We start from the raw sequence: 23,120 nt of genomic DNA, 5'->3' as shown, positions 1-23,120 counted from the left end.
TAACACGTATTTTGAATGATTACAAACGAGTTTACACGCATTTTAAATTAGTTGCACCGAGCTTTCGGTTAGTTAAGCTGATTTTCCAATTCGTAATTCGTAATTCGTAATTGTTCATTCATTTACACTAAAAATATATGGCAGATATAGAAAATGGTTCAGAAGACCTTTTGGATGATGGAAACAGTAATATCATTCCTGTAAGTATTGAGGACGAAATGCGAACGGCATACATTGATTATTCGATGTCCGTTATTGTTTCTCGTGCTTTACCTGATGTACGTGATGGCTTAAAGCCTGTACACCGTAGAGTTTTGTACGGAATGTCAGATTTGGGAGTTTATCACAATAAAGCATACAAAAAATCAGCTCGTATTGTGGGTGAGGTTTTGGGTAAGTACCACCCTCATGGCGATTCGTCAGTTTACGAAACAATGGTTCGTATGGCGCAGGAATGGTCGCTTCGTTATATGCTCGTTGATGGACAAGGAAACTTTGGCTCTATTGATGGCGATAATGCAGCTGCAATGCGTTATACAGAGGCTAGAATGCAGCGTTTGGCAGAAGAAATGTTAGCAGATTTGAATAAAGAAGTAGTGGATTTTATTCCAAACTTTGATGATTCATTGACAGAGCCTTCTGTTTTACCTGGGAAATTACCTAACCTTTTGGTAAATGGTTCGGCTGGTATTGCTGTCGGAATGGCAACAAATATGGCTCCTCACAACCTTACAGAAGTCATTGATGGAATTATTGAATACATCAAAAATCCAGAAATTACGGTTGAAGAACTCACAAAATTTGTAATTGCACCTGACTTTCCAACAGGAGGAATTATTTATGGCTACACAGGTGTAAAAAAAGCATTAGAAACAGGTCGTGGAAGAATTGTGATGCGTGCCGTTGCAAACATCCATACTGACAAAAATAATCGTGAGCAGATTATCGTAACCGAAGTTCCTTATCAAACCAATAAAGCAACGCTGATTGAAAAAACGGCTGCTATGGTCAATGAAAAGCGTATTGAAGGAATTTCTGCTATTCGTGATGAGTCAGATAGAAATGGTTTGCGTATCGTTTATGATATTAAGCGTGATTCGATGGCAAATGTAGTCTTGAATCAACTTTTCAAATATACAGGTCTTCAAACTTCGTTTAGCGTAAATAATGTTGCCCTTGTAAAAGGTCGTCCAAGAATCTGTAATCTTAGAGATTTAATTAGTTATTACGTCGAACACAGACACGAAATAGTTGTTCGTAGAACAGAATATGACCTTAGAGAAGCTAAAAAACGTCTTCATATCTTAGAAGGTCTTTTGAAAGCTCTTGATGTAATTGATTTAGTCATTGCAACTATTCGTAGCTCAAAAGATGCCGAAGAAGCAAGAAATGTTCTGACAGGCGAAGGACAAATGAATACAGATAGTCGTTTCTTCAAAGATATTACTGTTCCTAGTGGATTTATTTTTGACTTTTCAGAAATTCAAGCCAAAGAAATTTTGGGAATGCGCCTTCAACGCCTTACAGGATTAGAACGCAATAAAATCCAAAACGAACATGATACTCTTGTTTTGACAGTAGAAGATTATGAAGATATTTTAGCTAAGGTAGAACGTCGTATGCAAATTATTACAGACGAACTATTGGAGCTTAAAGAAAAGTATGGCGATGAGCGTCGTACTCAAATCGTTCATAGTGCAGAAGATATTGATATCGAAGATTTGATTATCGAACAAGAAATGGTAATTACTATTTCAAATGAAGGCTATATCAAACGTACTTCTTTATCAGAATATAAATCACAAGCTCGTGGTGGAAAAGGCTCAAAAGGTGCAACTACAAAAGCTGATGATTTTGCAGAACATTTGTTTATAGCTTCTACACATAATTATTTACTGATTTTTACAGACCACGGAAAAGTATATTGGCAAAAAGTATATGCCATTCCAGAAGGCTCAAAAACTTCAAAAGGTCGTCCTCTTCAAAACCTTATTTCAATAGAATCAGGTGAAAAAGTACAGGCTGTTATCAATGTAAAGAACTTCAAAGATGAAGATTATATCAATAATAATAATCTAATTTTCTGTACAAAGAAAGGACAAATCAAGAAAACAGTTTTGGAAGCCTACTCTCGTCCTCGCCAAAATGGAATTAATGCCATTACGATTAATGAAGGCGATGCACTTTTAGATGTTCGTTTGACAGATGGAAGCAACGAAATTATTATGGCTGTTGGTTCGGGTCGTGCAATTCGTTTTAATGAAACACAAGTTCGTCCAATGGGAAGAACAGCATCAGGAGTTCGTGGTATTTCTGTAAAAGAAGGCGATGAAGTAATTGGAATGGTTTGTCTGAACCGTCCAGATTCAAATCTTTTAGTTGTTTCTGAAAAAGGATACGGAAAACGCTCTGACATAGAAGATTATAGAGTTATCAAACGTGGTGGAAAAGGAGTTACTACACTCAAAATCACAGAGAAAACAGGTAGTTTGATTGCTATAAAAGAAGTAATCGATACCGACCATTTGATGATTAGTAGAAAATCGGGTGTTATGATTCGTTTTGCTGTTTCCGAACTTCGTACTATGGGACGTGCTACACAAGGTGTTCGTTTGATAAACTTAGCAGAAGGAGATGAGATTGCTTCAGTCGCTAAAATCGAACATATAGAAGAAGAACTAGAAGAGATTTTGTTGGAAGAAGGAATGGAAAACCTAGATACAGATGTAAATGGAGAAATTTCTGCAAATCTTGCTGATGAAGCCAATAATTCTGAGAATGGAATTCATCCTAAAAATGAGGATACAGAAACTGATAAAAATTCAGAAGAGTAACAAAATGTAAAATCTTTTTTTTTGCATTATAGTTGCATTAAGTTTAGAAGTTCTATTTTTGTAGCATATTTTTGCAGAACAAAATAGAACTTCTATTTTTTTGTAAAAAAATAATTTAACCTTAATTAATTTAAAACTCATTCACTAATAAAATGACAAAATCAATATTCAAATCAATTCTTGCAGGAGCTGCTTTTGTAGCTAGTTCATTGCTTACAAGTACGGCTATTGCACAAAATGGAGCTGTCAATAGTGCAGAATTTTTCATATTACCAGAAAATGCTAATTATGAAAAAGCATTAGACAAAATTCGTCAAGCTACTTTTCACGACAAAACAAAAGACAAAGCAAAAACGTGGTATGTACGTGCTAAAGTTTTTACAGCTATTTTAGAAGTTGGTGCAGAAAACCCCGAAGTAGCTGCCCTTGTAGAAAACCCAATAGATAGTGCGTTTGTTTCTATGAATAAAGCATTAGAAATAGAAAAAGCAGAAGGAGATGACAAATATACTAAGTATATAGAAGAGCCAGCTTTTCAAAGTTCACTTGGAATGGAAACTGGTTTACAAGTTCGTTTGAAAGGTGCAGTTCTAAACCAAGTACAAAAATATCAAGATGCTGAGGACTTTGCAATGGCTTACGAAACTATGATTCCTATCGTTACTTATCTTCCTAAAGATACAACGAACTTAACTTATATTGGTTATTTTGCTGATAAAGCAGAAAAACTAGACAAAGCAGCTATGTATTACGAACAGCTTGCAGATATGGAAGAATATCAAGGAGCTATGGAAGCCTATCAATCGGCTGCCTATGCTTATTATAAAGCAGAAGATAGCGTTAATTTTCTTAGAGTATTAGAAAAAGGAAGTGAACGTTTTCCAAAAGAAACGTATTTCCTTACTAATATTGCTGATACATATATCAGACGTAAGGATTATCCTAAGGCTATTGAAATACTTGAAAAAGTAGCTGAAATAAAGCCAGATACAAAAACACTGACAAATATTGCTATCATGTATCAAGGAGAAGATCAACCTGAAAAAGCAGTAGAGTATTACAAAAAAGTATTGGAGTTAGATGCTCAAGATTACGATGCTACTTTTGCATTAGCTATTCATTATTACAGACAAGCTGCAGATGAATACAATACCTTAGAAGGAAATGACCAAGATCCTACAAATCCAAAGATGAAACCTATTCTTGAAGATGCTGAGCAATCTATTAATTATGCAAAAAAAGCCATCGCAATAAATGATGATGATATCACACTTTATAATATTTTAAAAGATTTATATACAATGAAAGATGATACAAAAAATGCAGAATTAATGAGCAAGAAGATAGAAGAAAAAAAATAATTTGATTTTTATTTTATAGCTAAAAACCTATTTGTCTCAAAGACAAATAGGTTTTTTTTATCGATTATTTCTTCGAAAATAAAGCACAAAAAAAAGATGATACTTCCAAAGGCTGCATCATCTCCCACTACTCACTAACTATGGCTACTGCAATTTCTTCCGTAGAAAAAATGACATAGCCAACAAAAGATTTTTATATATAATAATCTACTTCAGAGAATTAAAATCAAAAAATAGATATTGGTTTGTCAAATTTAGATTCTTACACCTTTTTCTTTCAATTTTTGAAAAACAAACTTCCCAAATCTATCATTTAGGAAGTTGTTAGGAATTGTTAGGTTGTAAGTTAGAAGGTTTCAAAACATAATAGTTTTGGTCTTCTGTTTCTATGACCCACTAAGTAGGCAATAAGGTTGCACCAATTTTTTATTTTTTTAAAAAAAATTGAAATAAACTTACTATTTACTCAAAAAATGTTCAAAGATTAGCCTCAAACTCACTATTATCTCGTTAAGTGGATTTATAAAACTGCATGCAAGCAGAATAGTATTTGGGTTTTCACAATAAAATCAAAATAATTTTCATTAAAATCTTGCAACACACAAAGAAATTATGTATTATTGGATAGAGTAAGAAATAAAGCAGCTATTTTTATCAAATTTAAAAGTAAAGATTCTAAATTGAGAATATTTTATTTATTTTTCAAGAACTGATTTTTATCCTATTTTACTCCTTATTCAATAAAAGATTTAAAGCCTAATTAAAGCCAAAGAAGATTAAATAATTTTTATTTTTAATACAATAAAAATATACTTATATTTCAAAACTTCTTAAATATTTTCACTAAAAATAAAAGAAGTTTATTTTTTACTAAAAAGTTATTAACATAGTATGGCAGAACTCCTAAAAATACACCCAGATAATCCACAAGAAAGCAAAATTCAGAAAGTGGTCGAAACGCTAAAAAATGGTGGTGTAATTATTTATCCTACTGATACAGTTTATGGAATAGGTTGTGATTTTACAAATGCAAAAGCAGTAGAAAAAGTATGTAAAATTAAGGGAATTGACCCAAAAAAAATGCATCTTTCTTTTATATGTTATGATTTGAGTGATATTAGTTTGTATGCTCATAGAGTAAGCAATCACGTTTTTAAAGTAATGAAAAAAGCTCTACCAGGCGCATTTACTTTTATCTTAGATTCAAGTAATAAAGTACCAAAAGTAGGTGGAGTAAAGAAAAATCAAGTCGGTATTCGTGTTCCTGACCACAAAATTCCTAGAATGATTGTACAAGAACTAGGAAATCCCATCGTAACAACTTCTGTTTATGATAAAGAAGGAAAACCAATGACAGATCCTTCACTCATGAAAGAAGAATACGAACATTTAGTTGATATTGTTATTGATGCAGGAATGGGCGAAATTCAAGCCTCAACTGTTATTCGTTGTATAGAAGATAATATTATTTTACTCCGTCAAGGACTAGGAGATATAGAAAAATTTGCTGATGTTCTTTCAAAAGAAGAAGCCGAATCACTTCTAGTAGAAGAAGAATAAATAAAAGAAATTATAAGATTAGATTTTTCATTTTTGATTTTGTTTTAGTGAATAGAAAAACCACTACTTTTTTGAGGTAGTGGTTTTTTTGTCTCCTAATTCTATAGAAATCATATAATATAAATATTAAACTTTCCTATTACTGATTCTATCTTGTGTCTATCTATTCTGTCAGCATATACTGGCGAAAAAGAGTGTCCAAGCAAGATGCTTGAACGATATATGTTTAGGAAAAAATAGCTTTTATTTTGGCATAAAGATATTTTTTGTAGAGCAGATCGAAAAAAGAAAAAAATTTTTATTTTGATATAATGATTTTGCAAAAAATGTAATTTATCGTAACTTAAGCAACAAATAAATAGAATCATCTATTCAAATCACAATTTTAATAAAAAACAAAAATGGTAGATAAATTTCTGAAAGCAAAACATTGGCAATTATTTTTCCTTTTAGTAGGAGTTCCTATTGGTTTATTCCTTACCATAGGAGTGATTATATCATCCATACTAAAAGGAGGAACACCACCAGAACCAGAAGATTTTTTCAAGCTCATCAGTATAGCAAAGTTTTTTCCATTAGTAATCGTTCTTTTTGCATCATTGCTTTTTAGTTGGTTTTGGTCAGTTGCCAACGGACTTCAAAACAATATGCCAAGTAGTGTAGAAATGAAAACGACAAAATTTAGAATATTCTCTATTGTTCCTTTGCTTTATATTAGTGGATTTTGTGTTTTTATCTTCATTACACTTGCTAAAATAAAACCTCAAATATTGCTACAAGACTTACCTCAAATTCCTATGGAATGGCTAACACCAATTCTTTTTATTTTACATATTTTGTCTATTTTTGGAATATTTTATTCTATGTATTTTACTGCAAAGGCACTCAAAACAGCCGAATTGCAAAGAGAAGTAACTTTTAAAGATTTTGTGAGTGAGTTTTTTATGTTTTTGTTTTTTCCTGTTGGAGTTTGGATATTGCAGCCTAGAATTAATGAGATGGCTGAGAAAAATACCAATGAGAGTTATGAGGATATGTAAAAAATGAATTATGTTTTTTTTTTTTAATGGGTTTATTATAAATAAGTATTTATAGTAATTACAAAGTTCTATTATAATTAAAATGAAAAAATATCATTTTTTACTATTTATTCCTTTTGGACTATTTTGTCTTTATATTTTGAGTATTTTGATACTAAATATTGATTATTCTAGAGAATCATTTGAAAGAGACCATTACAAATGGAAAATAGAAGGCATGAAAGAATTTAGTTGCTTATGTGATTTGTTTGAGAACAATCAATTTTCAGGAACAGTAGTCTTATATAAAAATCCATTAGGAGCTGGAGAAAATGACATAATTTCTATCAAAATTGATTCTCTGTCAGATTCTGCTTTTATTAAAGATGTTGAAATACAAAATTTTCTAGGTGTTAGCAATTATTTAATTAAAGATAATAATTTAGTCTTGAAAGTAGGACCTAATCAAGGACCTCAAAATTTAAAAAAAGGGGATAAGGTTAGTAAGTCAAGAAAGGAAAGACTTATATCTTTCAAAGGTAATTATGGAGTTAAGACATTTGATCCATATTATAGATTTGAAGATATATTTATTAACTGTACCAATTTAGATACTATGGATGTACTTTATAATCTACAACAACATATTAAATACGATAAGTTAAGTAGAGTAAGTCACCCGATAGATTATAGAACAGTAGAATATATGGCTGATAAAATAGAAGAGCAAAATAAAAAATGACTCAAAAAATCTTCCCAAAATCTCTAACCCAAGAAATTCCAAAAAACAAAAACAGCCATTTTGCTACAAAACAAATGGGTTAAAAAAAACTCTTTTTTCTCATTCCAACCAAGCTAAAACAAGTGTCAAAAAAATCACCAGAAGTTAAGGAAGTGTGGAAAACAATAACACTATTTTTAATTTTACTTACCACTTTAAGTTCAATAGCCTACTATGCAATTTTAAAATTAAACCCAACAAGTATTTATGTTGGGGCTTTAATGATTTCACCAGCAATAGCAGCATTTATTACCCTAAAAATTAGAAAAAGGTCTATTTCAAGTTTGCCTTGGAGTTTAAAAGAATTGAAATACCTAAAATTCGCATATATAACACCTTTATTATATGTTTCAATTGCTTATGTACTAATTTGGCTTTTTGGTTTCGGAGAGTTTATCAATACTGAAACTATCTTAAAATGGAGTGATGAGTTAGGTATTAATAGTTCTAATCACACATTAGTTGTCGCAGTAATGATTTTTCTATTATTAACTGTTGGGGTCATCAAAAATTTAGGTTCTACTTTAGGAGAGGAAATTGGTTGGCGTGGTTTTCTACTTTTCGAATTGAGAAAAGTCATGTCTTTTAGAGCTGTAAGTATCACAAGTGGATTAATTTGGGCAATATGGCATTTTCCTGTAATTCATTTGATGTATGGCAGAGGCGAAAACTTGTTTTTACATTTAGGAGCTTTTACAATTATGATACTTGGAATATCTGTAATTTTGGCTTATTACACCTTTAAATCAAATAGTTTGTGGGTGGCAGCTATTTATCATTCTATTCATAATATTTATATTCAAAAAATAGCTACACCTTTGACTATTTCAAATGATAATACTGTATTTTGGAGCGATGAATATGGGTTTATGATTCCAATTATAACAACCCTTTTTGCTATTTATTTTTGGAGAAAAGCTGAAAAAGAAGAATTGTAATACTTAAAATACAAACATGCGTTTTGCCATAAATGATATTTACCGTTACAACAAAATATTTATTGGGGGTTTCTTTATTATTATCAGTCCAAAATCTCTTAAGAGCCATAAAATTTTAATAGCTTCTATCTAGATCTGTTTTTTTTAGTAGAACACTATCAGGAATATAAAATGAAACAAAAAATCTTCCCAAAATCTCTAACCCAAGAAATTCCAAAAAATACAGGCAGACGTTTTGCTATTAGCGATATTCATGGGTGTGGCAAAACGTTTATTTATTTGGTAGAAGAAGTTCTAAAACTCACAAAAGACGATCAACTTTTCGTTTTGGGAGATTTGATTGATAGAGGAAAAAATGCAATTCTTTTGATAGATTATATTCTTGAAAAGCAAAAAGAAGGCTATCCCATTTTTGTTTTGATGGGAAATCACGAACAAATGCTTTTAGATTTTTATGAGCAAAATGGAAATCAAATTTCTAAAAAAACAGTAGCCCACAATCATTTAGAAGAATTAATCAATAAAGACAGAGAAATCAAACCAAAATATGCAGCCTTTTTCGAAAGTATGCTTTTTTATATTGAGTTAGAAAATTGCCTTTTGGTTCACGCAGGTTTTGATATAAATTACGAACCTCTAAATGGAGAAAACCTTTTTACAAATGCCTACGCAATGCTTTGGACAAGAAAATTTAAAGGAAATCTATACAAAACCAATCAAAAACCTGTTGTACACGGACATGTAGTTCATAATTTGGAAGAAATAAAAGAGAATTTAGAACTAGCAAAAGAAAACCGAACAGCTATCGTTCCGATTGACAACGGTTGTGTATATGTGAGCCTAGGAAAATACAGAAAGTACAAAGGCGAAGTAGGAAATCTTTGTGCAATAGAACTAACAGAAAAAAATAATATGTGGGAACTTTTTTATACGCCTTTTCGTGATAAAAATTAAATGTTTTGTAGGTTAAAGGCTTGCCTTTGACTGTATTTGATTGATTTCCCAAGCTACTGAAACGACGACATAATAAGTCAAAGGCAAGCCTTTGCCCTAGCAATTTTTGCCACGAACAAAATTTATTTACTTTTCCTCCAATTCATAAATCCCCAAACCTGCCGAAATACACGCCCAAATAGGAGCAAATAAAATTCCCAAAAAAGGTATAAAAATCATAAAATACATAGTCATTCCGACACCAATAGCAAAAGGACGGTGTTTTTTTACGGTGGCTCTGCTTTCTTTTACACCTAATTTCATAAACTCATTTCTCAAATCTATCATTCCAAAACCTAAAAAATAAGATTCTACCAAAATAATCAGAATCGTAGTAAATGGAGAAAGAAACGACACAAAAAGTCCTATCAAAATTAGAGGAATCGTAATTGATAGTTCGATGGCTAAATTTGTAAGGTTGATAGTCAGACCACGTTTGAGGTCGTGTAAAAATTGAGGAAAATGAAAATCTTCATTCGGACGTTCTGGGTGTAGAATTTCTTGAACCTTTGCAGCTACAATAGAAAGAGCAGGCGAAAGCAAAATCAACATCAAGTATTTATAGGATTTGAAATAAATCAAAAAAGCAATCAAGCCTACAATAATAGCAACAATATAAGAAAGTGTTTTTTGCCACCAAGTAATTGGATTATCTAATCTAAAAAGACCTTCAAGCCATTCTATTGTATCTCCTACAAAAAAATATCCTACAACTCCGACCGAAACAAAAATAATAACATTCAGAAGCGCAGGTAAAAAATAATATTTCCACAGATTATGTTCACGAGTAAAAGCCAATGCCTTGCCATACAAACGAACACCTAACCAAAATTTTGTAAATGGATTCATAAAGATTTATTTTCCTAATTGATTTTCTATTTCTAATTTCTGACTTCTTACCTCATACTTCTGACTTTATTTACAAATCACTCAAATCAAAAATAATTCCCCTAGAATTAGAACTAGATTGAGAAGATGAACTTTCTTTTTCTTGTTGTTTTTGCTGCTCTGCTTTCTCTTGTTGTCTCATTTTTTGAGCAAACTCTTGTCTTTCTCGTTGTTCTTGTTCTTCTATTTCTCTTCTGATACGTTCTTGTTGTCGTTGTGTTTGTTCTAATTCTTGTCGTATTTTTTCTTGTTCCTCTCTGCTTTTTACTTCTGCTTCATGTTTTACTTCTTGACGAATTTCGGGAACAGTCTTACGAGGTGTTTCTTTATCATAATTAGTAGATGAAGAATAATCTGAATAAGCAGAATCACTTTGATTATATAATTCTTGATAATTTCCTCCTTCAAGTTGCTTCAACTGTTCTCTAATAATCTGACTGTGATGTTGGTGCATTCTTTCGGCACGTTCCAAAGCCTGTTCGGAAGTATGTTCCACATCTAATTTAGACAAACGCTCAATTTTTGAAAGAGCTGTTTCCATAAAACTTTGTAACTCTTGCATCATCTGTGCTTTTTGCTGTGCGCTATATTCGTAGGCGTAATTCAAAAGTTTTATCTCTCGTTTCATTTCTGTAAGCGTTTGGTCAGCAAGCTGTTGAGTGCTTAAAAGAATACTTTTTGCATTTGATTTGGCATTTTGCAGAAGTGCATCGGCTTGCATTTTTCCTTCTAAAATCATCAAATCAGCTCGTTTTTGAGCTTGCTCTAGGTTTAAGCGATTTGCTTCCTGTGCATGTGAAAGCGATTCTAAAAGCGTGCGCTCAATTTCTTTGAGTTTGGCAAGTTCGGTATGCAAATAACCTACTTGTCTTTCTAATTCTTCGTTGCGATGAGACACCGAACTCATATTTTCGGCAACATCAGAAAGATACTCACTTACATCTTCTTTTCGATAGCCACCAAAAGTAACCTGCTTAAAAGAATGTTTGCGAATTTGTGTAGGGGCAATAGGCGTTTTATTGTTGTTTGTGTCTGCCATAACTCGTTATGCACGATTATTTTTTGAGAAACTGTTTTTAGTAATAGGAAAGTTCTGCTAAAATAACATTTTTTTTATTCTTTTATTGGAATAACTTGAAAGAATTAATTTATCTTGTTTACTTTCTACTAAATTATGTAAAATTTGAACAGCCAAGTTTATGAAAACAACTCACTTACTAAGCAATAGAATCATAACTATAAAGAATTTCTTTACACCTCAAGAATGCAAAAAGTATATTGATTTGAGTGAAAATTTAGGCTATGAAGCTGCAAAACTAGATACAGGAAAAGTAGTTTCAGAAATTAGAAATAATAAAAGAGCATTTTATGAAAATCAAGAATTAGCTGATTTAATTTTTGAAAGAGGAAAAGATTTATTTGTTCCCAAAATTGGAAATAGTGAGGTAGTTGGAGTAAACGAACTTTTTAGATTTTACAAATACGAAAAAGGACATCAGTTTAAAGGACATCAAGACGGAAATTTTATCAGAAATGAATCTGAAGCGAGTTATTTTACGTTTATGATTTACTTGAATGAAGGTTACAAAGGAGGCGAAACTACTTTTTTAAAACACAGAATTATTCCCCAAGAAGGAATGGCACTCATTTTTTTACACAAACTCTACCACGAAGGAAGCGAAGTTTTGGAAGGTCGAAAATATGTTTTGAGAAGTGATATTATGTATAAATTGACTGAAAATGAATAAAAAACTCTTATTCATTTCCAAAACTAGAAATAAATAAGAGTTGAGATAGCTGTTTTTCTAAAAAGAATTACGGTAATGTAATAACTCTAGTTTGATTTCCTGCTGTGAGTGTTGCTTCTTTATCACAAATACCGTTTCCATAATCTAAAGTTACGTTTGGAATAGCTCTTCCTGTACTTCTGGTAAATTGAATATCCAAAATTCCACTTACAGGGTAGATAATTTGTTGTGTCCAACAAATTGATTTTTTGGTCAATGGATTTGTAATAGTAGAAGTAAAAGCAATTCCATTAGCTGTTGTTCCTGCCGAGTTTCCTGTGATGGTAAAAACATCATCAGTATAATCTAATGAACCAAATCCTTCTGTCCATGTATAAACTCTGTCAAAAGTAAGTTGAATAGTTCTATCAGGAAAGACAACTGTTCCGTTTTCTAATTTCAAATTATACTGCCATTGGTCAGACGAATTTCTAGCAATTCCATTTGTATGTAAAGTTCCTGTTAATCCATAATTATTGACTGCATAGTTTTGGAAAGTAATGGTTAGCTCATCTCTTGTCATTAGATTTCTATCTCTATAATTGATGATGACCTTTCCACTACGAGTACGTCCATCTTGTCCGACACAACTCGTCCCAAAATCAACTGTAATTGTTCTTGTTGTTTCATTGTGTGTAAGTGTTGCACAGGCTTCTACACGCCCAGAACGAGAACCTTCTAATTCTCCATCTAAGCCATCAAGGGCTGTATTATAGGCATCATAAAACTGAATTTCGGCTGTTTCAGCATCTTTTGAAGTTTCAAATGCTTCTTCGTTGTCTTCGGCTGGTGTGTCTGTATCAGCTTCTTGACAGGCTGTAAAACCAATCATCGAAACGATAATCATGATTGAAAAAAAATGAAGTAATTTGCTTTTTGTGAAGTTCATAATTGAATAAATTTAAAGGTAAATAAATGAAAAGTTTATTAGAGGATTTAAGTCAAAATATGTGCTAGTTTTTTTCCAAAACGTTTTTCTTGAATTTTATCAAACTCTGCTACATAATTAGGGTTTTCTGTCTTCATTATTCTGTCCCAAACTCTAAAATAAAGTCCATAATTTCCTTTAAATTTGGAATGATGAAGGTTGTGATACACCGAAGTATTCATAATATCAAAAAGCCATGAGTTTCTAAACCATTTTGGCGTAATTTCGAATCCTAAATGTCCGTAAACACTAAACCAAAACGCAATAAAAGTAACAGCCAAAATAGCCACAGGATGAGCAGGAACAATAAAAATCGTTATTGGAATAATGATAGCTTCAAGAATAGCTTCCAAAAAGTGAAATGAATAAGCAGCCCAAGGCGACGGATTAGTAGATTGATGATGAATGCGATGAATATGCTTAAATAATTTGGGCGAATGAATAGTCTTGTGCATCCAATAAAAATAAGTATCTTGAATAACAAGAATCAAAAAAACACTCACAGGAAGCCACCACAACGGAAAATCAGACGTATTTGTATAAATCTGTGAATAACTACCCAACGAAGAATAAATAAAACCAAAACCAATAATCCCGAAAATAAGGGTAGAGAAAATAGAGTTTTTTATTTCTCTCAAAAAATCTTTGTTTTTGGCAAAACGAGTTTGAATTTTGTTATTCAAAAATTGATTATAAAATAATTTATAGACAATAAGAAAAGCAACTCCTGCAAAAACAAAATATCGAATTAGATTACTAATAAGAGGTAAATAAGGCGAAAAATGAAAAGAATAATTTTCCATAGTGGTATTTGTTTTAGTGTGTATAAAATTATCTAAATAGCTCAAAACCAAATCATAAAACATTGATTATGAACGATTTGATTTACACAAATATACTATACAAAACACCTCTTGGAGATTAACAAAAGATAAGTAATGAAAAAATATGCTTATTTTTTTTGTGCCTTTGTAGCAATTCTTTTCCTGATTCTTGAAAGGGAAACAGGTGTCATGCCCAAAATAGTAGCGATATATTTATCTGGAAGACGATTGACAATATTTGGTTTTGACTTGACGAATTCAATATAACGCTCTTCTGGCGAATAGAGAGTAAAGGATTCTATTCTTTCAAAGGCTTCTTGTAAAATGCTTAATAAAAAATGTCTTCTTCCTTGTTCTAATTTCGGATTTTTTTCTAAAATTTTTTGAGCGACATCATAATCTATCACTAAAATTTCCGTTTTTTCTAAGGCTTGATAATCAAAACGAGCAGGACGGTTATAAAGAATGACATCATAAGAAGCGATAAATTGGTCTTCCCAACGCACCAAAGTAGTAATTTCATCTCCTTTATAATTGACTATAAAAGCACGAATTAATCCTTTTCTGATGTAGGCAATTTGTCTTTTTTGTTCTCCTTCTTTTATAAAATAATCTGAAACATCAAGTTTTTTGAGCTTTGCATTTGCAAAAACTTCTTTAAGGTCTTGTAATCCTAAACCTTTAAAGATTCCGAAATAATGATTTAGTTTTTCTAATTCTATCATATCAAATAGGTGTTTAAAACTATTGTCAGAGTTATTTTGGATTGTCAAAACACTCTTGACAATGTTTTTAGAAAGAAAAAATTACAAAATTTCTACCCAAATATTCTTATCACAAACAGCTTTTCTGAGTGGTTTGAGTTCATTAAATGTTCCTGTTGTAATAGTCGCATGTCCTTTTGTATTGGCTTCTGTTACTACATCAAACGCATCTCCAGATGAAAGTTTGCAGACTTGAATAATTGTATTTATGATATAATCTAGCTCATTTTTTTCATCTTTAAAAAGCACCAATTCACGTTCTAGGGAAGCATCTAATTGTTCTTCTGACTCAGTAAGAGTTTCGATTAATGTTTCTGTAAGTTGTTTTCTTTGAGGGATTGATTTTTGGTTGGCATATATAGCTTTCATAAAATAGTAATTTATTTTGATTTTGTTGATTGATAGAAATTCTATTTATAAATAATGTTTGAGATAGAATAAAGTTTAAGCTATTTTTGTAAAACCCTAAAAGAAAGTAAGACAACAAAACATTTGAATTGTATTTACTTCATACCTCTAACTTCATACTTTTTACTTTATGTTGAGTGTCGTAATGCCTGTTTTTAATGGAGAAAAGTTTATCAAAATAGCTATTGAAAGTATTTTGAATCAAACTTATACAGACTTTGAATTAGTTATTGTAAATGATGGCTCAACTGATAAAAGTGCAGAAATAATAAAATTTTATCAAGATAATCGTATTCGTTTTTTAGAAAATGATGGCAATAAAGGAATTTTTTATACTCGTAACCGTCTTTTTGATGAAGCAAAAGGAAACTATATTGCTATTTTGGATTGTGATGATTATGCAGAACCAACACGATTAGAAAAGCAAATCCATTTTTTAGATAAAAATAAAGAATTTGGTTTAGTCGGTTCTTGGATTACGCTTATTGATGACGAGAATACAATAAAAGGAGCTTGGCAACTAGAACATCGCCCAGAACGAATTCCTGCAAAACTATTATTTTCTAATCAGTTTGCACAATCTGCTGTCATGATGCGAAAAGAATTTGCAGATTTGAAATATAGAGAAGAATATCCTCCAACAGAAGATTATGACCTTTGGGTACGTATTTCACACAAAACCCGAGTAATAAACCTAGCAGAATCTTTAGTAAAATACAGAATTCACAACCAAAATATTAGTCAGACACAAAGTGATAAAGCAGATAAAAATGTATTGAAGATTTATAAAAATCAATTAGAAGACTTAGGAATTTATGCCAATCAAGATGAATTACTGATTCATAAAAGAATAGGAAATATGGATTTTGAGCAAAATAATGAATTCTTTTTTGAAAAAGTAAAAGCTTGGTTAGAACTTTTACATAAAAAAAATGAAGAAATAGAAATTTATAATAAACTGGTTTTTAATGAGCTTTTAGGAGAGTTTTGGGCAGAGCTTTTATCTAAAACTATTGAGCTTCCTATTGCTAAAACAGAATTTCATCATTCTTCCTTGTCTTCTTGTCTCAATTCTACCAAAAAGAATAACCTTTCAAAAGCCTTTCAATTACGTTCCTTTCCTTTCAATTATACGCTCAAACCTGCTTTGAATGTCATAAAGAATTTGAAAGATTGGAAAAGTAAAAGAAAAAAATAAATTCAATTATTTTTTCTTCTGTAACTTCTGTTACCAAATCTATAAAAAAAAACCTCTAATTTTGTTATATTAAAATTTAGCTCTGAAGTTGTTTAAGAATGTTCATTTTTCCATAGAATTGGGTTTGCAAACCCAATTCTATGGAAAAATAACACTGCCTTTGTTGGTGTTTTAGCGTAGCGACACCAACAAAAATACGTACAAAACTCATTCTTAAACAACTTCATACACTCTAAAACGATATATAATTATGTTAGATGCAATTAAAAATTTATTCGGTGCAGCAGCTCCAACAGATTACAAAGCACTTTTGAAAGAAGGCGCAATTATTATTGATGTCCGTTCGAAAGGCGAATATGCAGGAGGACACATTCAAAACTCTAAAAATATTCCTTTAGATACTTTAGCAAATCAACTCGGACAATTTAAAGATAAAAATCAAATTATTATTACCTGTTGTGCTTCTGGCATGCGTAGTGGAAGTGCAAAAAGTTTGTTGCAATCAAAAGGCTACACCAATGTTTATAATGGTGGTGGTTGGTCTGGTTTGAATAATAAGATTTAATAAAAATGTAGGTTAAAGATTTATTTTTGAGAAATTTTGGTAAATCATAAAATGCCAATACAGTTAAAGGCAAGCCTTTAACCTACAAATATTATCTTTTTTTACTTCTCTTTTATCAAAATTTCTCCACTATCTGTAATTTCAATAATTCCTTCTGGAATATCTGTTTTGTTGAGGTTTTGAATGATTGGAATTACTTTTTTCTGTTTGTCAAGCGTAACTCCACCTCTTCCAAGCTGAATAATTGGTGTAATCTGACCAGAAATAAATTTGCCTTCATTATCAACTTTTAAGTTTACAATCGGAGCAAGCCCACTTTCTCCACGCAAACTAAAACGGTCATACGTACAAAAATTACCCAAACTATACGCAATAAATCTATTTTTATAAACTTCCATAGCACGAGTAACATGAGGTCCGTGTCCGAAAATAATATCTGCACCTGCATCAATCATGGCGTGAGAAAACGCATATACATTTCCTCTATTTTCTCCATAAAAAGTTTCTGTTTTGCGTGTAATGTGTTGTTTGCTTCTGCCTTCTGCTCCTCCATGAAAAGACACAATTACTACATCACAAGAATCATTTAGTTTTCTAACAATCGCTTCGGCTGCCTTTATATCTCTAATATCCATTGTGCCAGAATTTGGAGCAAAGGCTGCAAAACCATATTTTACACCTTCTTTTTCGAACATTGTATAAGGACAAGAAACCAAGCCAGCATATTCTACATCAATACTTTCTAAGAATTTTTTACCATTTTCCCTGCCTGAATTTCCAAAATCTCCTACATGATTGTTTGCAATACTGACTACATCAAAGCCTCCTTGTTTCAAAACACCTTCTACTAATTTTTCGGGCATTCTGAAGGCATAACAAACAGCAGGATTCGAACAGTGTTTTACTTGTCCTCCTTTATCCAAAACTACACCTTCCAAGTTTCCAAAAGTAATATCTGCACTTTGTAATAATGAATCTACATCTGAAATCAAGTCTTTTCCATCATTGGGTGGCAAATGTGCAACAGAAGGAAAATTTGTTCCAAACATCATATCGCCTACTCCAATAATTTGTAGAGTTTGTTTTTTGGTAGAATTATCTTTCACAGAAGAAAACGTACTATCATTTAATTTTAACTTTAAAGAGTCTGTTAAGTTATTAATAAGAGCTAAAGAATCGTTAGTTTCATTCAGAGTAGCTTTGTAATCTGTTTGGCTACAACTAAAATGAGAAATACTAATGGCAGGAAGAAGAAAAACGAAAAAAAGAAGTTTTTTGATTTGCATAGAAAATAGGGAATTTGAGGTTTTGTAAGGCGATATGAAAAGAATTGTTTTTGAAAATAAAAATAATAAAAAAGAATTGTTTTTGAAAAAACAAAAAACGTTAATTACAAATTAATAAGAATTTAATTTGGTTATAACTTGCAAAAACAAATAAAATTTCGTATATTGACTTTGTTGGTAACTTAACTGACAAAAGTAAGAAGTAATTACTTTATAGATACATTTTTTAGAGTACAAAATTTAATTATGCCTAATTATCAAAAGTAATACAAAATACCACTTACTCATTTGTGCTTCAATTTTTTTAAACACTAATTCAATGATTTTTATTGCCACTCAAGAACAAAAAGGAAAAATAACTGCATTTTTTGCAAAAAACAAAAAACAACTTAAAGAAAAAGGATTCAAATGGATTCGTAAATTTGATGACGAGCATCGTGCAATCCTTTGGGTAAACGAAAGCTATTTATTAAACAAGAAAGAATATCTTTATTAAAATATTTTGGCGAAGCTAAATTTAGTAATTCGCCTTTTTATTGATAACCAATTACTTCTTACTGGTAACTGTAAAATAGTCTTTTGCTATTATTTCTAAATAATCGTGATACGGACTTAGTTTGGGGAGCGCATTTTTTATTTTTAGATATAACTGCTCTGCATAGAGTTTGTCATTTTGTCCAATAGCTTGTGATAATTCGGTCAGATAATCATCCATAATGGGAGATATTTCTGTTACATTTCCTAATAAGCGAGCCAAAATTTCACTGATTGTCCAAGCCCAAGGCATTCCTTCCATCAACAGAGGATGAGCAATAATGCGCTCATCTTCCCATTCTAAAGAAATAACATTATTAGCTGCCATAGATTGAATCATAAACGGACTTTGTGTTCCTATCAAAAACTGTGTATTCGGAAATACTTCTGAAAGACGAGGAATGAGTGTACGCTGTAAATTAGGACTTAAATGAACATCAATTTCATCAATCAAAACAATGGCTTGAATACTTTCTGGGTGTTCTAAATCAAAAGGATGCTGAATAGCTCGTACACATAAATCCAAAATCCAACTAAAAACAGTCTGAAAACCATCTGACATAGCAGAAATAAGAGCTTCTCCAGCCGAAGTCTGAAAGATAAAATCTCCATCTTTATTTAGCCCTAAAAGTCCTTGTTCTAATTTTTCATCTTGTTCATTTTCTGCAATTTTTTGAGAGGGTGCAAGCAAGCGATTGACTATTTTTCGAATAGGTTCAATATTATTCTCTATATAAGAATAAGTACTATGGTCATCTTCACTTTTCAAGAAACCATTTTCTCCAAACAAAGATGCAATAGGCGCAAATGTACGATGCTGAAAATCATAATTTCGAAGTCCTCGTTTTCCTGTGCTATATCCCAAAATCAATAAATTTGCTCGTATCATTTCAAAATAACGGCGATGACTTCCAGTATTCATCACACCATTTCTATCAATTTTGAATTTAATATTTACTTCTTCCCCAAATCCTTGCAAACGTAGCACTAAATGTCCTGCATCTTTATTTCCATGAACAATATTTTCCCATCCATAATTCAGAGGAGGTTTGGGAATATTAGAAAGCCCAAGCGCAATAAGTTGAAGAATAGTCGATTTTCCTGTTCCGTTTGTTCCTACAATTAGCGTAATATTTTCTTTTGTATGAATATGAGGCAAATCAATAGAAAGTTTATCAAAGCAACGTATATTTTTGATAAACATGGATTCTAAAATAAGTGTATTATCTTCACTAGCTCGCTGTTCTTCTGGAAAATCAATAGCCAGAAAAGGAGTAATCGTTTCGATAAAATGCACTTGTACTTGCTCCAATACACGTAAAATCTCAAAATCTTCACACTCATTAATAAAAAAATACTCAAAATTAAAGAGCATGTTTTTTCCCAACATAGCATGAGGAGTTCGCTGTGCAGCCATCGCATTAAGCTCTGTTAGGATAGGTTCAAAATACTTTTGAAGGAGAGGATATGGAGCTGGATAACGAACAGTTTCTTCTAAAAGGCTCGTAGCAGCTTCATACAGTTTTTGAGTAATCTCACGAATAAGACGATGACGAGCTACTGCCGAAGACCCCATATTTATTTTATAGGCTGTAATGGTAGAAGCTGCACGCAAATTTCTTTTGATTGGTTGCAGATTCCCATCTCTATCAATGGCAAGATATTTTTCTGGAACGTCTAGTTCAGGGTTAATAATAAGTGGGTCTTCTGCCAAATGAATATCCGAATCAGCACGCCAAAGTGTTCTATCTTCTGGAGGAGTTTTTACTCGTTTGTGCTTATTCATTATCGGAAACTGACTGTCTTCGTAGAGTTTGCATTCTTCACAAACAGGCAAAAGATTTGTCCATTCATAAATAAGCCAATAATAAAGCTCTGGCGAACGATAATGCGTCAAAAAAGCCGTCGATTCTTCAATAGAAATACCTACTTCACAAAAAGCACATTTATGATAATGAATTTCAAGAAGTTTTCCCAAAACATCTTCGTGCATCAAAATATCCAAACGTGGATAACCCACAAACTTTCCTATCTCCAAAAGTGTCTGAATAACTTTTTCAGTCTCTGGAGATTGTAAAATAGCTGGAACATCATTTGGATTTTTTCGTACTGAAATCATAAAATTCTTGGCTTCTCAAACCCTAAAGGGTTTCTGAAAACCCTTAGGGTTTAAAATTTACTTTTCTGTATTTTGTTGGCTTTCTTTCAAATATAAAGCTAGTTTTTCACAAAGTTGATGAATTTCTTGTGCCATATATTCATCATTGGTAGCTCTAAGAAGAGTATCTGCCATTCCACCCAAAATATTGATACTAAAACCTTTCATTTCTTCGACAGGCATGTCTTTTGTCCAAAGATCTAAACGAAGGCAGTTTTTTTCGTGTCCATCCCAAATAGCCAAAGCGATTGCCTTTGCTTCTTCAAGTTGTTGTCCACTATCAGTCGCTTTCCAAAATATTTTTTCGGGTAGATTTTTATCATCTAATTCTATACTAAAACGGATTTCAGATTGTTTCATTTTGTGATTTTATGTGTCGTTGGTGGCGACACCAACAACGGCGTTTTTTTTATACTGTTGCTTATGTCTTGATAAGCAACAGCGAAATAAGAATACAAATTTACAAAAAAATAAATGGTATAATATAAACTATTATTTTGCAGATTTATCTAATACAAAAGTCAAAACAGAAGTCTTATCATTTATCACAATTTTTTAGTATTTTTGAAGTATATTTAAACTATTGTAGTCTATTTTGGATTTTATACAATAAATTCTTAATAAACCTAAGAAAACAACCAAAAAACCGTAACGACAAAACTCCTAATACGATATGGCAAAAGAAATGAAAATACCTACCGTTGGCGAATCTATCACAGAAGTAGTCATCGCAAACTGGCTTGTAGAAGATGGTGACCACGTAGAAATGGATGACCTTATCTGTGAATTAGAATCTGACAAAGCAACTTTTGAAGTTCCTGCTGAAGCTGACGGAATCATAAGATTCAAAGCAGAAGCTGGTGATACTTTAGAAATAGGCGCACTTCTTTGTGTTATTGAAGAAGGAGAAAATGGAAACGAACCACAAAAAGAAACTAAGACAGAAAACAAATCAGAGAAAAAAGAAGATTCTTCTCAAAAAGCAGAAGATTATATTATGAAAATTCCGACAGTAGGCGAATCTATTTCAGAAGTAGTCTTGGCAAACTGGCTTGTAGAAGATGGCGAAGAAGTAGAATTAGATGACCCAATCTGTGAATTAGAATCTGATAAAGCAAACTTTGAAGTTCCTGCTGAAAAAGCTGGAAAAGTATTTCACATGGTAGAAGCAGGTACTACACTTGCTATTGGAGATGATTTTGCCAAAATTGAAGTAGGTGGAAATGGTTCTTCTAGTTCGGATTCTTCTAGCTCTAAAACAGAAACAAGTAGCTCAACTAATGAAACGTACTCTAGTTCAGATTCTAGTTATGCAACAGGACATGCTTCTCCAGCAGCAGCAAAATTATTAGCTGAAAAAGGAATTGATGCCAAAGATGTAAAAGGAACAGGAAGAGATGGAAGAATAACAAAAGAAGATGCTCAAAATGCTCAAAAGTCAGCTTCTCAACCAAAAGCACCATCTTCCTCTAAGAAAGATAACAAAGCACCTGCATCTTCTGGAAATTCTACTCAAGGCGACCGTAGTACAAATACAGAACGTATGTCTTCACTTCGCAAGACGATTGCAAAACGTTTGGTCGCTGCCAAAAATCAAACGGCAATGCTTACTACTTTTAATGAAGTAGATATGTCGGCTGTTATGGAAATGCGTAAAAAATATAAAGATAAATTTAAAGAAACACACGAAATTGGTTTAGGTTTTATGTCTTTCTTTACAAAAGCTGTAACAATGGCACTTATGGAAATTCCAGGTGTAAATGCTCAAATTACAGGCGAAAAAGATGATGAGATCTTATATCATAATTATGCTGACGTTTCGATAGCAGTTTCTTCTCCTCGTGGTTTGGTTGTTCCTGTTATTCGTAATGCAGAGCAACTTTCATTTGCAGGAGTAGAAAAAGAAGTAGTTCGTTTGGCTGTAAAAGCGAGAGATGGCAAACTGACGATTGATGAGATGACTGGTGGAACTTTTACTATTACAAATGGTGGTATTTTTGGTTCTATGCTTTCTACTCCAATTATCAATGCTCCTCAATCAGCTATTTTAGGACTTCATAATATTGTCCAGCGTCCTGTTGCGATTGATGGAAAAGTAGAAATTCGTCCGATTATGTATGTTGCTCTTTCGTATGACCACAGAATTGTAGATGGAAAAGAATCTGTAACCTTCCTTTACAGAATCAAAGAACTTATAGAAGACCCTTCAAGATTACTTTTGGGAGTTTAAACTAATAAGTCGTTGGTCAAGACACCAACAATATTAAACCCTAAGGGTCTTCAAGGTCCTTAGG

21 protein-coding genes are annotated in these 23,120 nt (G+C 32.0%); 12 read left to right on the top strand and 9 right to left on the bottom strand.

Annotation, left to right across the window (positions count from 1 at the left end):
• The first annotated feature begins 137 nt into the window (after nt 1-137).
• From gyrA to ACE193_RS16880, 7 genes are all read left to right on the top strand, one after another.
• Entirely contained in the window at nt 138-2,834 is a 2,697-nt protein-coding gene (gene gyrA / locus ACE193_RS16910; RefSeq protein ID WP_375559404.1) for a DNA gyrase subunit A, read from the top strand.
• A 152-nt stretch (nt 2,835-2,986) separates the two neighbouring features.
• Nucleotides 2,987-4,195, top strand: a complete 1,209-nt coding sequence (locus ACE193_RS16905) for a tetratricopeptide repeat protein (protein WP_375559403.1) — start codon at nt 2,987-2,989, stop codon at nt 4,193-4,195.
• Nucleotides 4,196-5,086: 891 nt separating this feature from the next.
• Nucleotides 5,087-5,755 (top strand): L-threonylcarbamoyladenylate synthase, encoded by a 669-nt coding sequence (locus ACE193_RS16900; RefSeq protein ID WP_375559402.1) that lies wholly within the window; start codon nt 5,087-5,089, stop codon nt 5,753-5,755.
• A 401-nt stretch (nt 5,756-6,156) separates the two neighbouring features.
• On the top strand, nt 6,157-6,795 hold the full coding sequence (locus tag ACE193_RS16895; protein ID WP_375559401.1) for a hypothetical protein: 639 nt from the start codon (nt 6,157-6,159) through the stop codon (nt 6,793-6,795).
• Between the two features lie 82 nt (nt 6,796-6,877).
• Nucleotides 6,878-7,516 (top strand): hypothetical protein, encoded by a 639-nt coding sequence (locus ACE193_RS16890; protein WP_375559400.1) that lies wholly within the window; start codon nt 6,878-6,880, stop codon nt 7,514-7,516.
• Between the two features lie 122 nt (nt 7,517-7,638).
• Nucleotides 7,639-8,493 carry a CPBP family intramembrane glutamic endopeptidase gene (locus ACE193_RS16885; protein WP_375559399.1) on the top strand — a complete coding sequence of 285 codons (855 nt, stop codon included), beginning with the start codon at nt 7,639-7,641 and terminating at the stop codon, nt 8,491-8,493.
• Between the two features lie 171 nt (nt 8,494-8,664).
• Entirely contained in the window at nt 8,665-9,447 is a 783-nt protein-coding gene (locus ACE193_RS16880; protein ID WP_375559398.1) for a metallophosphoesterase, read from the top strand.
• 126 nt (nt 9,448-9,573) lie between these two features.
• Here ACE193_RS16880 and ACE193_RS16875 read toward each other — a convergent pair whose 3' ends face one another.
• Both ACE193_RS16875 and ACE193_RS16870 read right to left on the bottom strand, forming a co-directional pair.
• A complete protein-coding gene (locus tag ACE193_RS16875; protein WP_375559397.1) occupies nt 9,574-10,335 on the bottom strand; it encodes an EI24 domain-containing protein in 762 nt (253 codons plus the stop codon).
• A 70-nt stretch (nt 10,336-10,405) separates the two neighbouring features.
• Nucleotides 10,406-11,413, bottom strand: a complete 1,008-nt coding sequence (locus ACE193_RS16870) for a DivIVA domain-containing protein (protein ID WP_375559396.1) — start codon at nt 11,411-11,413, stop codon at nt 10,406-10,408.
• A gap of 160 nt (nt 11,414-11,573) precedes the next feature.
• Here ACE193_RS16870 and ACE193_RS16865 point away from each other — a divergent pair, with 160 nt between their 5' ends.
• On the top strand, nt 11,574-12,122 hold the full coding sequence (locus ACE193_RS16865) for a 2OG-Fe(II) oxygenase (protein WP_375559395.1): 549 nt from the start codon (nt 11,574-11,576) through the stop codon (nt 12,120-12,122).
• Between the two features lie 67 nt (nt 12,123-12,189).
• Here ACE193_RS16865 and ACE193_RS16860 read toward each other — a convergent pair whose 3' ends face one another.
• The 4 genes from ACE193_RS16860 to ACE193_RS16845 form a co-directional block, all read right to left on the bottom strand.
• A complete protein-coding gene (locus tag ACE193_RS16860; protein ID WP_375559394.1) occupies nt 12,190-13,050 on the bottom strand; it encodes a hypothetical protein in 861 nt (286 codons plus the stop codon).
• 47 nt (nt 13,051-13,097) lie between these two features.
• Entirely contained in the window at nt 13,098-13,892 is a 795-nt protein-coding gene (locus tag ACE193_RS16855; RefSeq protein ID WP_375559393.1) for a sterol desaturase family protein, read from the bottom strand.
• A 149-nt stretch (nt 13,893-14,041) separates the two neighbouring features.
• Nucleotides 14,042-14,638, bottom strand: coding sequence for a Crp/Fnr family transcriptional regulator (locus ACE193_RS16850; RefSeq protein ID WP_375559392.1), 597 nt, complete (start codon nt 14,636-14,638; stop codon nt 14,042-14,044).
• A gap of 81 nt (nt 14,639-14,719) precedes the next feature.
• Nucleotides 14,720-15,046, bottom strand: a complete 327-nt coding sequence (locus tag ACE193_RS16845) for an ATP-dependent Clp protease adaptor ClpS (protein WP_375559391.1) — start codon at nt 15,044-15,046, stop codon at nt 14,720-14,722.
• A gap of 169 nt (nt 15,047-15,215) precedes the next feature.
• Between ACE193_RS16845 and ACE193_RS16840 the strand changes: the two genes are divergently transcribed.
• Both ACE193_RS16840 and ACE193_RS16835 read left to right on the top strand, forming a co-directional pair.
• Entirely contained in the window at nt 15,216-16,283 is a 1,068-nt protein-coding gene (locus ACE193_RS16840) for a glycosyltransferase family 2 protein (RefSeq protein ID WP_375559390.1), read from the top strand.
• Between the two features lie 250 nt (nt 16,284-16,533).
• On the top strand, nt 16,534-16,848 hold the full coding sequence (locus ACE193_RS16835; RefSeq protein WP_375559389.1) for a rhodanese-like domain-containing protein: 315 nt from the start codon (nt 16,534-16,536) through the stop codon (nt 16,846-16,848).
• Between the two features lie 101 nt (nt 16,849-16,949).
• Here ACE193_RS16835 and ACE193_RS16830 read toward each other — a convergent pair whose 3' ends face one another.
• The gene (locus ACE193_RS16830) at nt 16,950-18,134 is read right to left on the bottom strand and encodes a CapA family protein (protein WP_375559388.1); all 1,185 of its coding nucleotides are present in this window, start codon (nt 18,132-18,134) and stop codon (nt 16,950-16,952) included.
• Nucleotides 18,135-18,453: 319 nt separating this feature from the next.
• Here ACE193_RS16830 and ACE193_RS16825 point away from each other — a divergent pair, with 319 nt between their 5' ends.
• Nucleotides 18,454-18,630, top strand: a complete 177-nt coding sequence (locus ACE193_RS16825) for a hypothetical protein (RefSeq protein ID WP_375559387.1) — start codon at nt 18,454-18,456, stop codon at nt 18,628-18,630.
• Between the two features lie 51 nt (nt 18,631-18,681).
• Here the strand turns inward: ACE193_RS16825 and ACE193_RS16820 are convergent, their stop codons facing one another.
• Together ACE193_RS16820 and gldC are read right to left on the bottom strand one after the other, a co-directional pair.
• Entirely contained in the window at nt 18,682-20,787 is a 2,106-nt protein-coding gene (locus ACE193_RS16820) for an AAA family ATPase (RefSeq protein WP_375559386.1), read from the bottom strand.
• A gap of 57 nt (nt 20,788-20,844) precedes the next feature.
• On the bottom strand, nt 20,845-21,186 hold the full coding sequence (gldC, locus tag ACE193_RS16815; protein WP_375559385.1) for a gliding motility protein GldC: 342 nt from the start codon (nt 21,184-21,186) through the stop codon (nt 20,845-20,847).
• Nucleotides 21,187-21,499: 313 nt separating this feature from the next.
• On the opposite strand from gldC, the gene odhB reads away from it, so the two are divergent.
• Nucleotides 21,500-23,056 (top strand): 2-oxoglutarate dehydrogenase complex dihydrolipoyllysine-residue succinyltransferase, encoded by a 1,557-nt coding sequence (odhB, locus tag ACE193_RS16810; RefSeq protein ID WP_375559384.1) that lies wholly within the window; start codon nt 21,500-21,502, stop codon nt 23,054-23,056.
• Nucleotides 23,057-23,120: the final 64 nt, after the last annotated feature.

It is taken from the genome of Bernardetia aquimarina (assembly GCF_042180575.1).
Taxonomy (GTDB): domain Bacteria; phylum Bacteroidota; class Bacteroidia; order Cytophagales; family Bernardetiaceae; genus Bernardetia.
This window is presented reverse-complemented; position numbering and strand designations above follow the sequence as displayed.

Excerpts from the sequence above, each read along its gene's own strand:
- gyrA (WP_375559404.1), top strand. The coding sequence starts at position 138 with ATGGCAGATATAGAAAATGGTTCAGAAGACCTTTTGGATGATGGAAAC.
- ACE193_RS16905 (WP_375559403.1), top strand. The coding sequence starts at position 2,987 with ATGACAAAATCAATATTCAAATCAATTCTTGCAGGAGCTGCTTTTGTA.
- ACE193_RS16900 (WP_375559402.1), top strand. The coding sequence starts at position 5,087 with ATGGCAGAACTCCTAAAAATACACCCAGATAATCCACAAGAAAGCAAA.
- ACE193_RS16895 (WP_375559401.1), top strand. The coding sequence starts at position 6,157 with ATGGTAGATAAATTTCTGAAAGCAAAACATTGGCAATTATTTTTCCTT.
- ACE193_RS16890 (WP_375559400.1), top strand. The coding sequence starts at position 6,878 with ATGAAAAAATATCATTTTTTACTATTTATTCCTTTTGGACTATTTTGT.
- ACE193_RS16880 (WP_375559398.1), top strand. The coding sequence starts at position 8,665 with ATGAAACAAAAAATCTTCCCAAAATCTCTAACCCAAGAAATTCCAAAA.
- ACE193_RS16875 (WP_375559397.1), bottom strand. The coding sequence starts at position 10,335 with ATGAATCCATTTACAAAATTTTGGTTAGGTGTTCGTTTGTATGGCAAG.
- ACE193_RS16870 (WP_375559396.1), bottom strand. The coding sequence starts at position 11,413 with ATGGCAGACACAAACAACAATAAAACGCCTATTGCCCCTACACAAATT.
- ACE193_RS16865 (WP_375559395.1), top strand. The coding sequence starts at position 11,574 with ATGAAAACAACTCACTTACTAAGCAATAGAATCATAACTATAAAGAAT.
- ACE193_RS16860 (WP_375559394.1), bottom strand. The coding sequence starts at position 13,050 with ATGAACTTCACAAAAAGCAAATTACTTCATTTTTTTTCAATCATGATT.
- ACE193_RS16855 (WP_375559393.1), bottom strand. The coding sequence starts at position 13,892 with ATGGAAAATTATTCTTTTCATTTTTCGCCTTATTTACCTCTTATTAGT.
- ACE193_RS16850 (WP_375559392.1), bottom strand. The coding sequence starts at position 14,638 with ATGATAGAATTAGAAAAACTAAATCATTATTTCGGAATCTTTAAAGGT.
- ACE193_RS16845 (WP_375559391.1), bottom strand. The coding sequence starts at position 15,046 with ATGAAAGCTATATATGCCAACCAAAAATCAATCCCTCAAAGAAAACAA.
- ACE193_RS16840 (WP_375559390.1), top strand. The coding sequence starts at position 15,216 with ATGTTGAGTGTCGTAATGCCTGTTTTTAATGGAGAAAAGTTTATCAAA.
- ACE193_RS16835 (WP_375559389.1), top strand. The coding sequence starts at position 16,534 with ATGTTAGATGCAATTAAAAATTTATTCGGTGCAGCAGCTCCAACAGAT.
- ACE193_RS16830 (WP_375559388.1), bottom strand. The coding sequence starts at position 18,134 with ATGCAAATCAAAAAACTTCTTTTTTTCGTTTTTCTTCTTCCTGCCATT.
- ACE193_RS16825 (WP_375559387.1), top strand. The coding sequence starts at position 18,454 with ATGATTTTTATTGCCACTCAAGAACAAAAAGGAAAAATAACTGCATTT.
- ACE193_RS16820 (WP_375559386.1), bottom strand. The coding sequence starts at position 20,787 with ATGATTTCAGTACGAAAAAATCCAAATGATGTTCCAGCTATTTTACAA.
- gldC (WP_375559385.1), bottom strand. The coding sequence starts at position 21,186 with ATGAAACAATCTGAAATCCGTTTTAGTATAGAATTAGATGATAAAAAT.
- odhB (WP_375559384.1), top strand. The coding sequence starts at position 21,500 with ATGGCAAAAGAAATGAAAATACCTACCGTTGGCGAATCTATCACAGAA.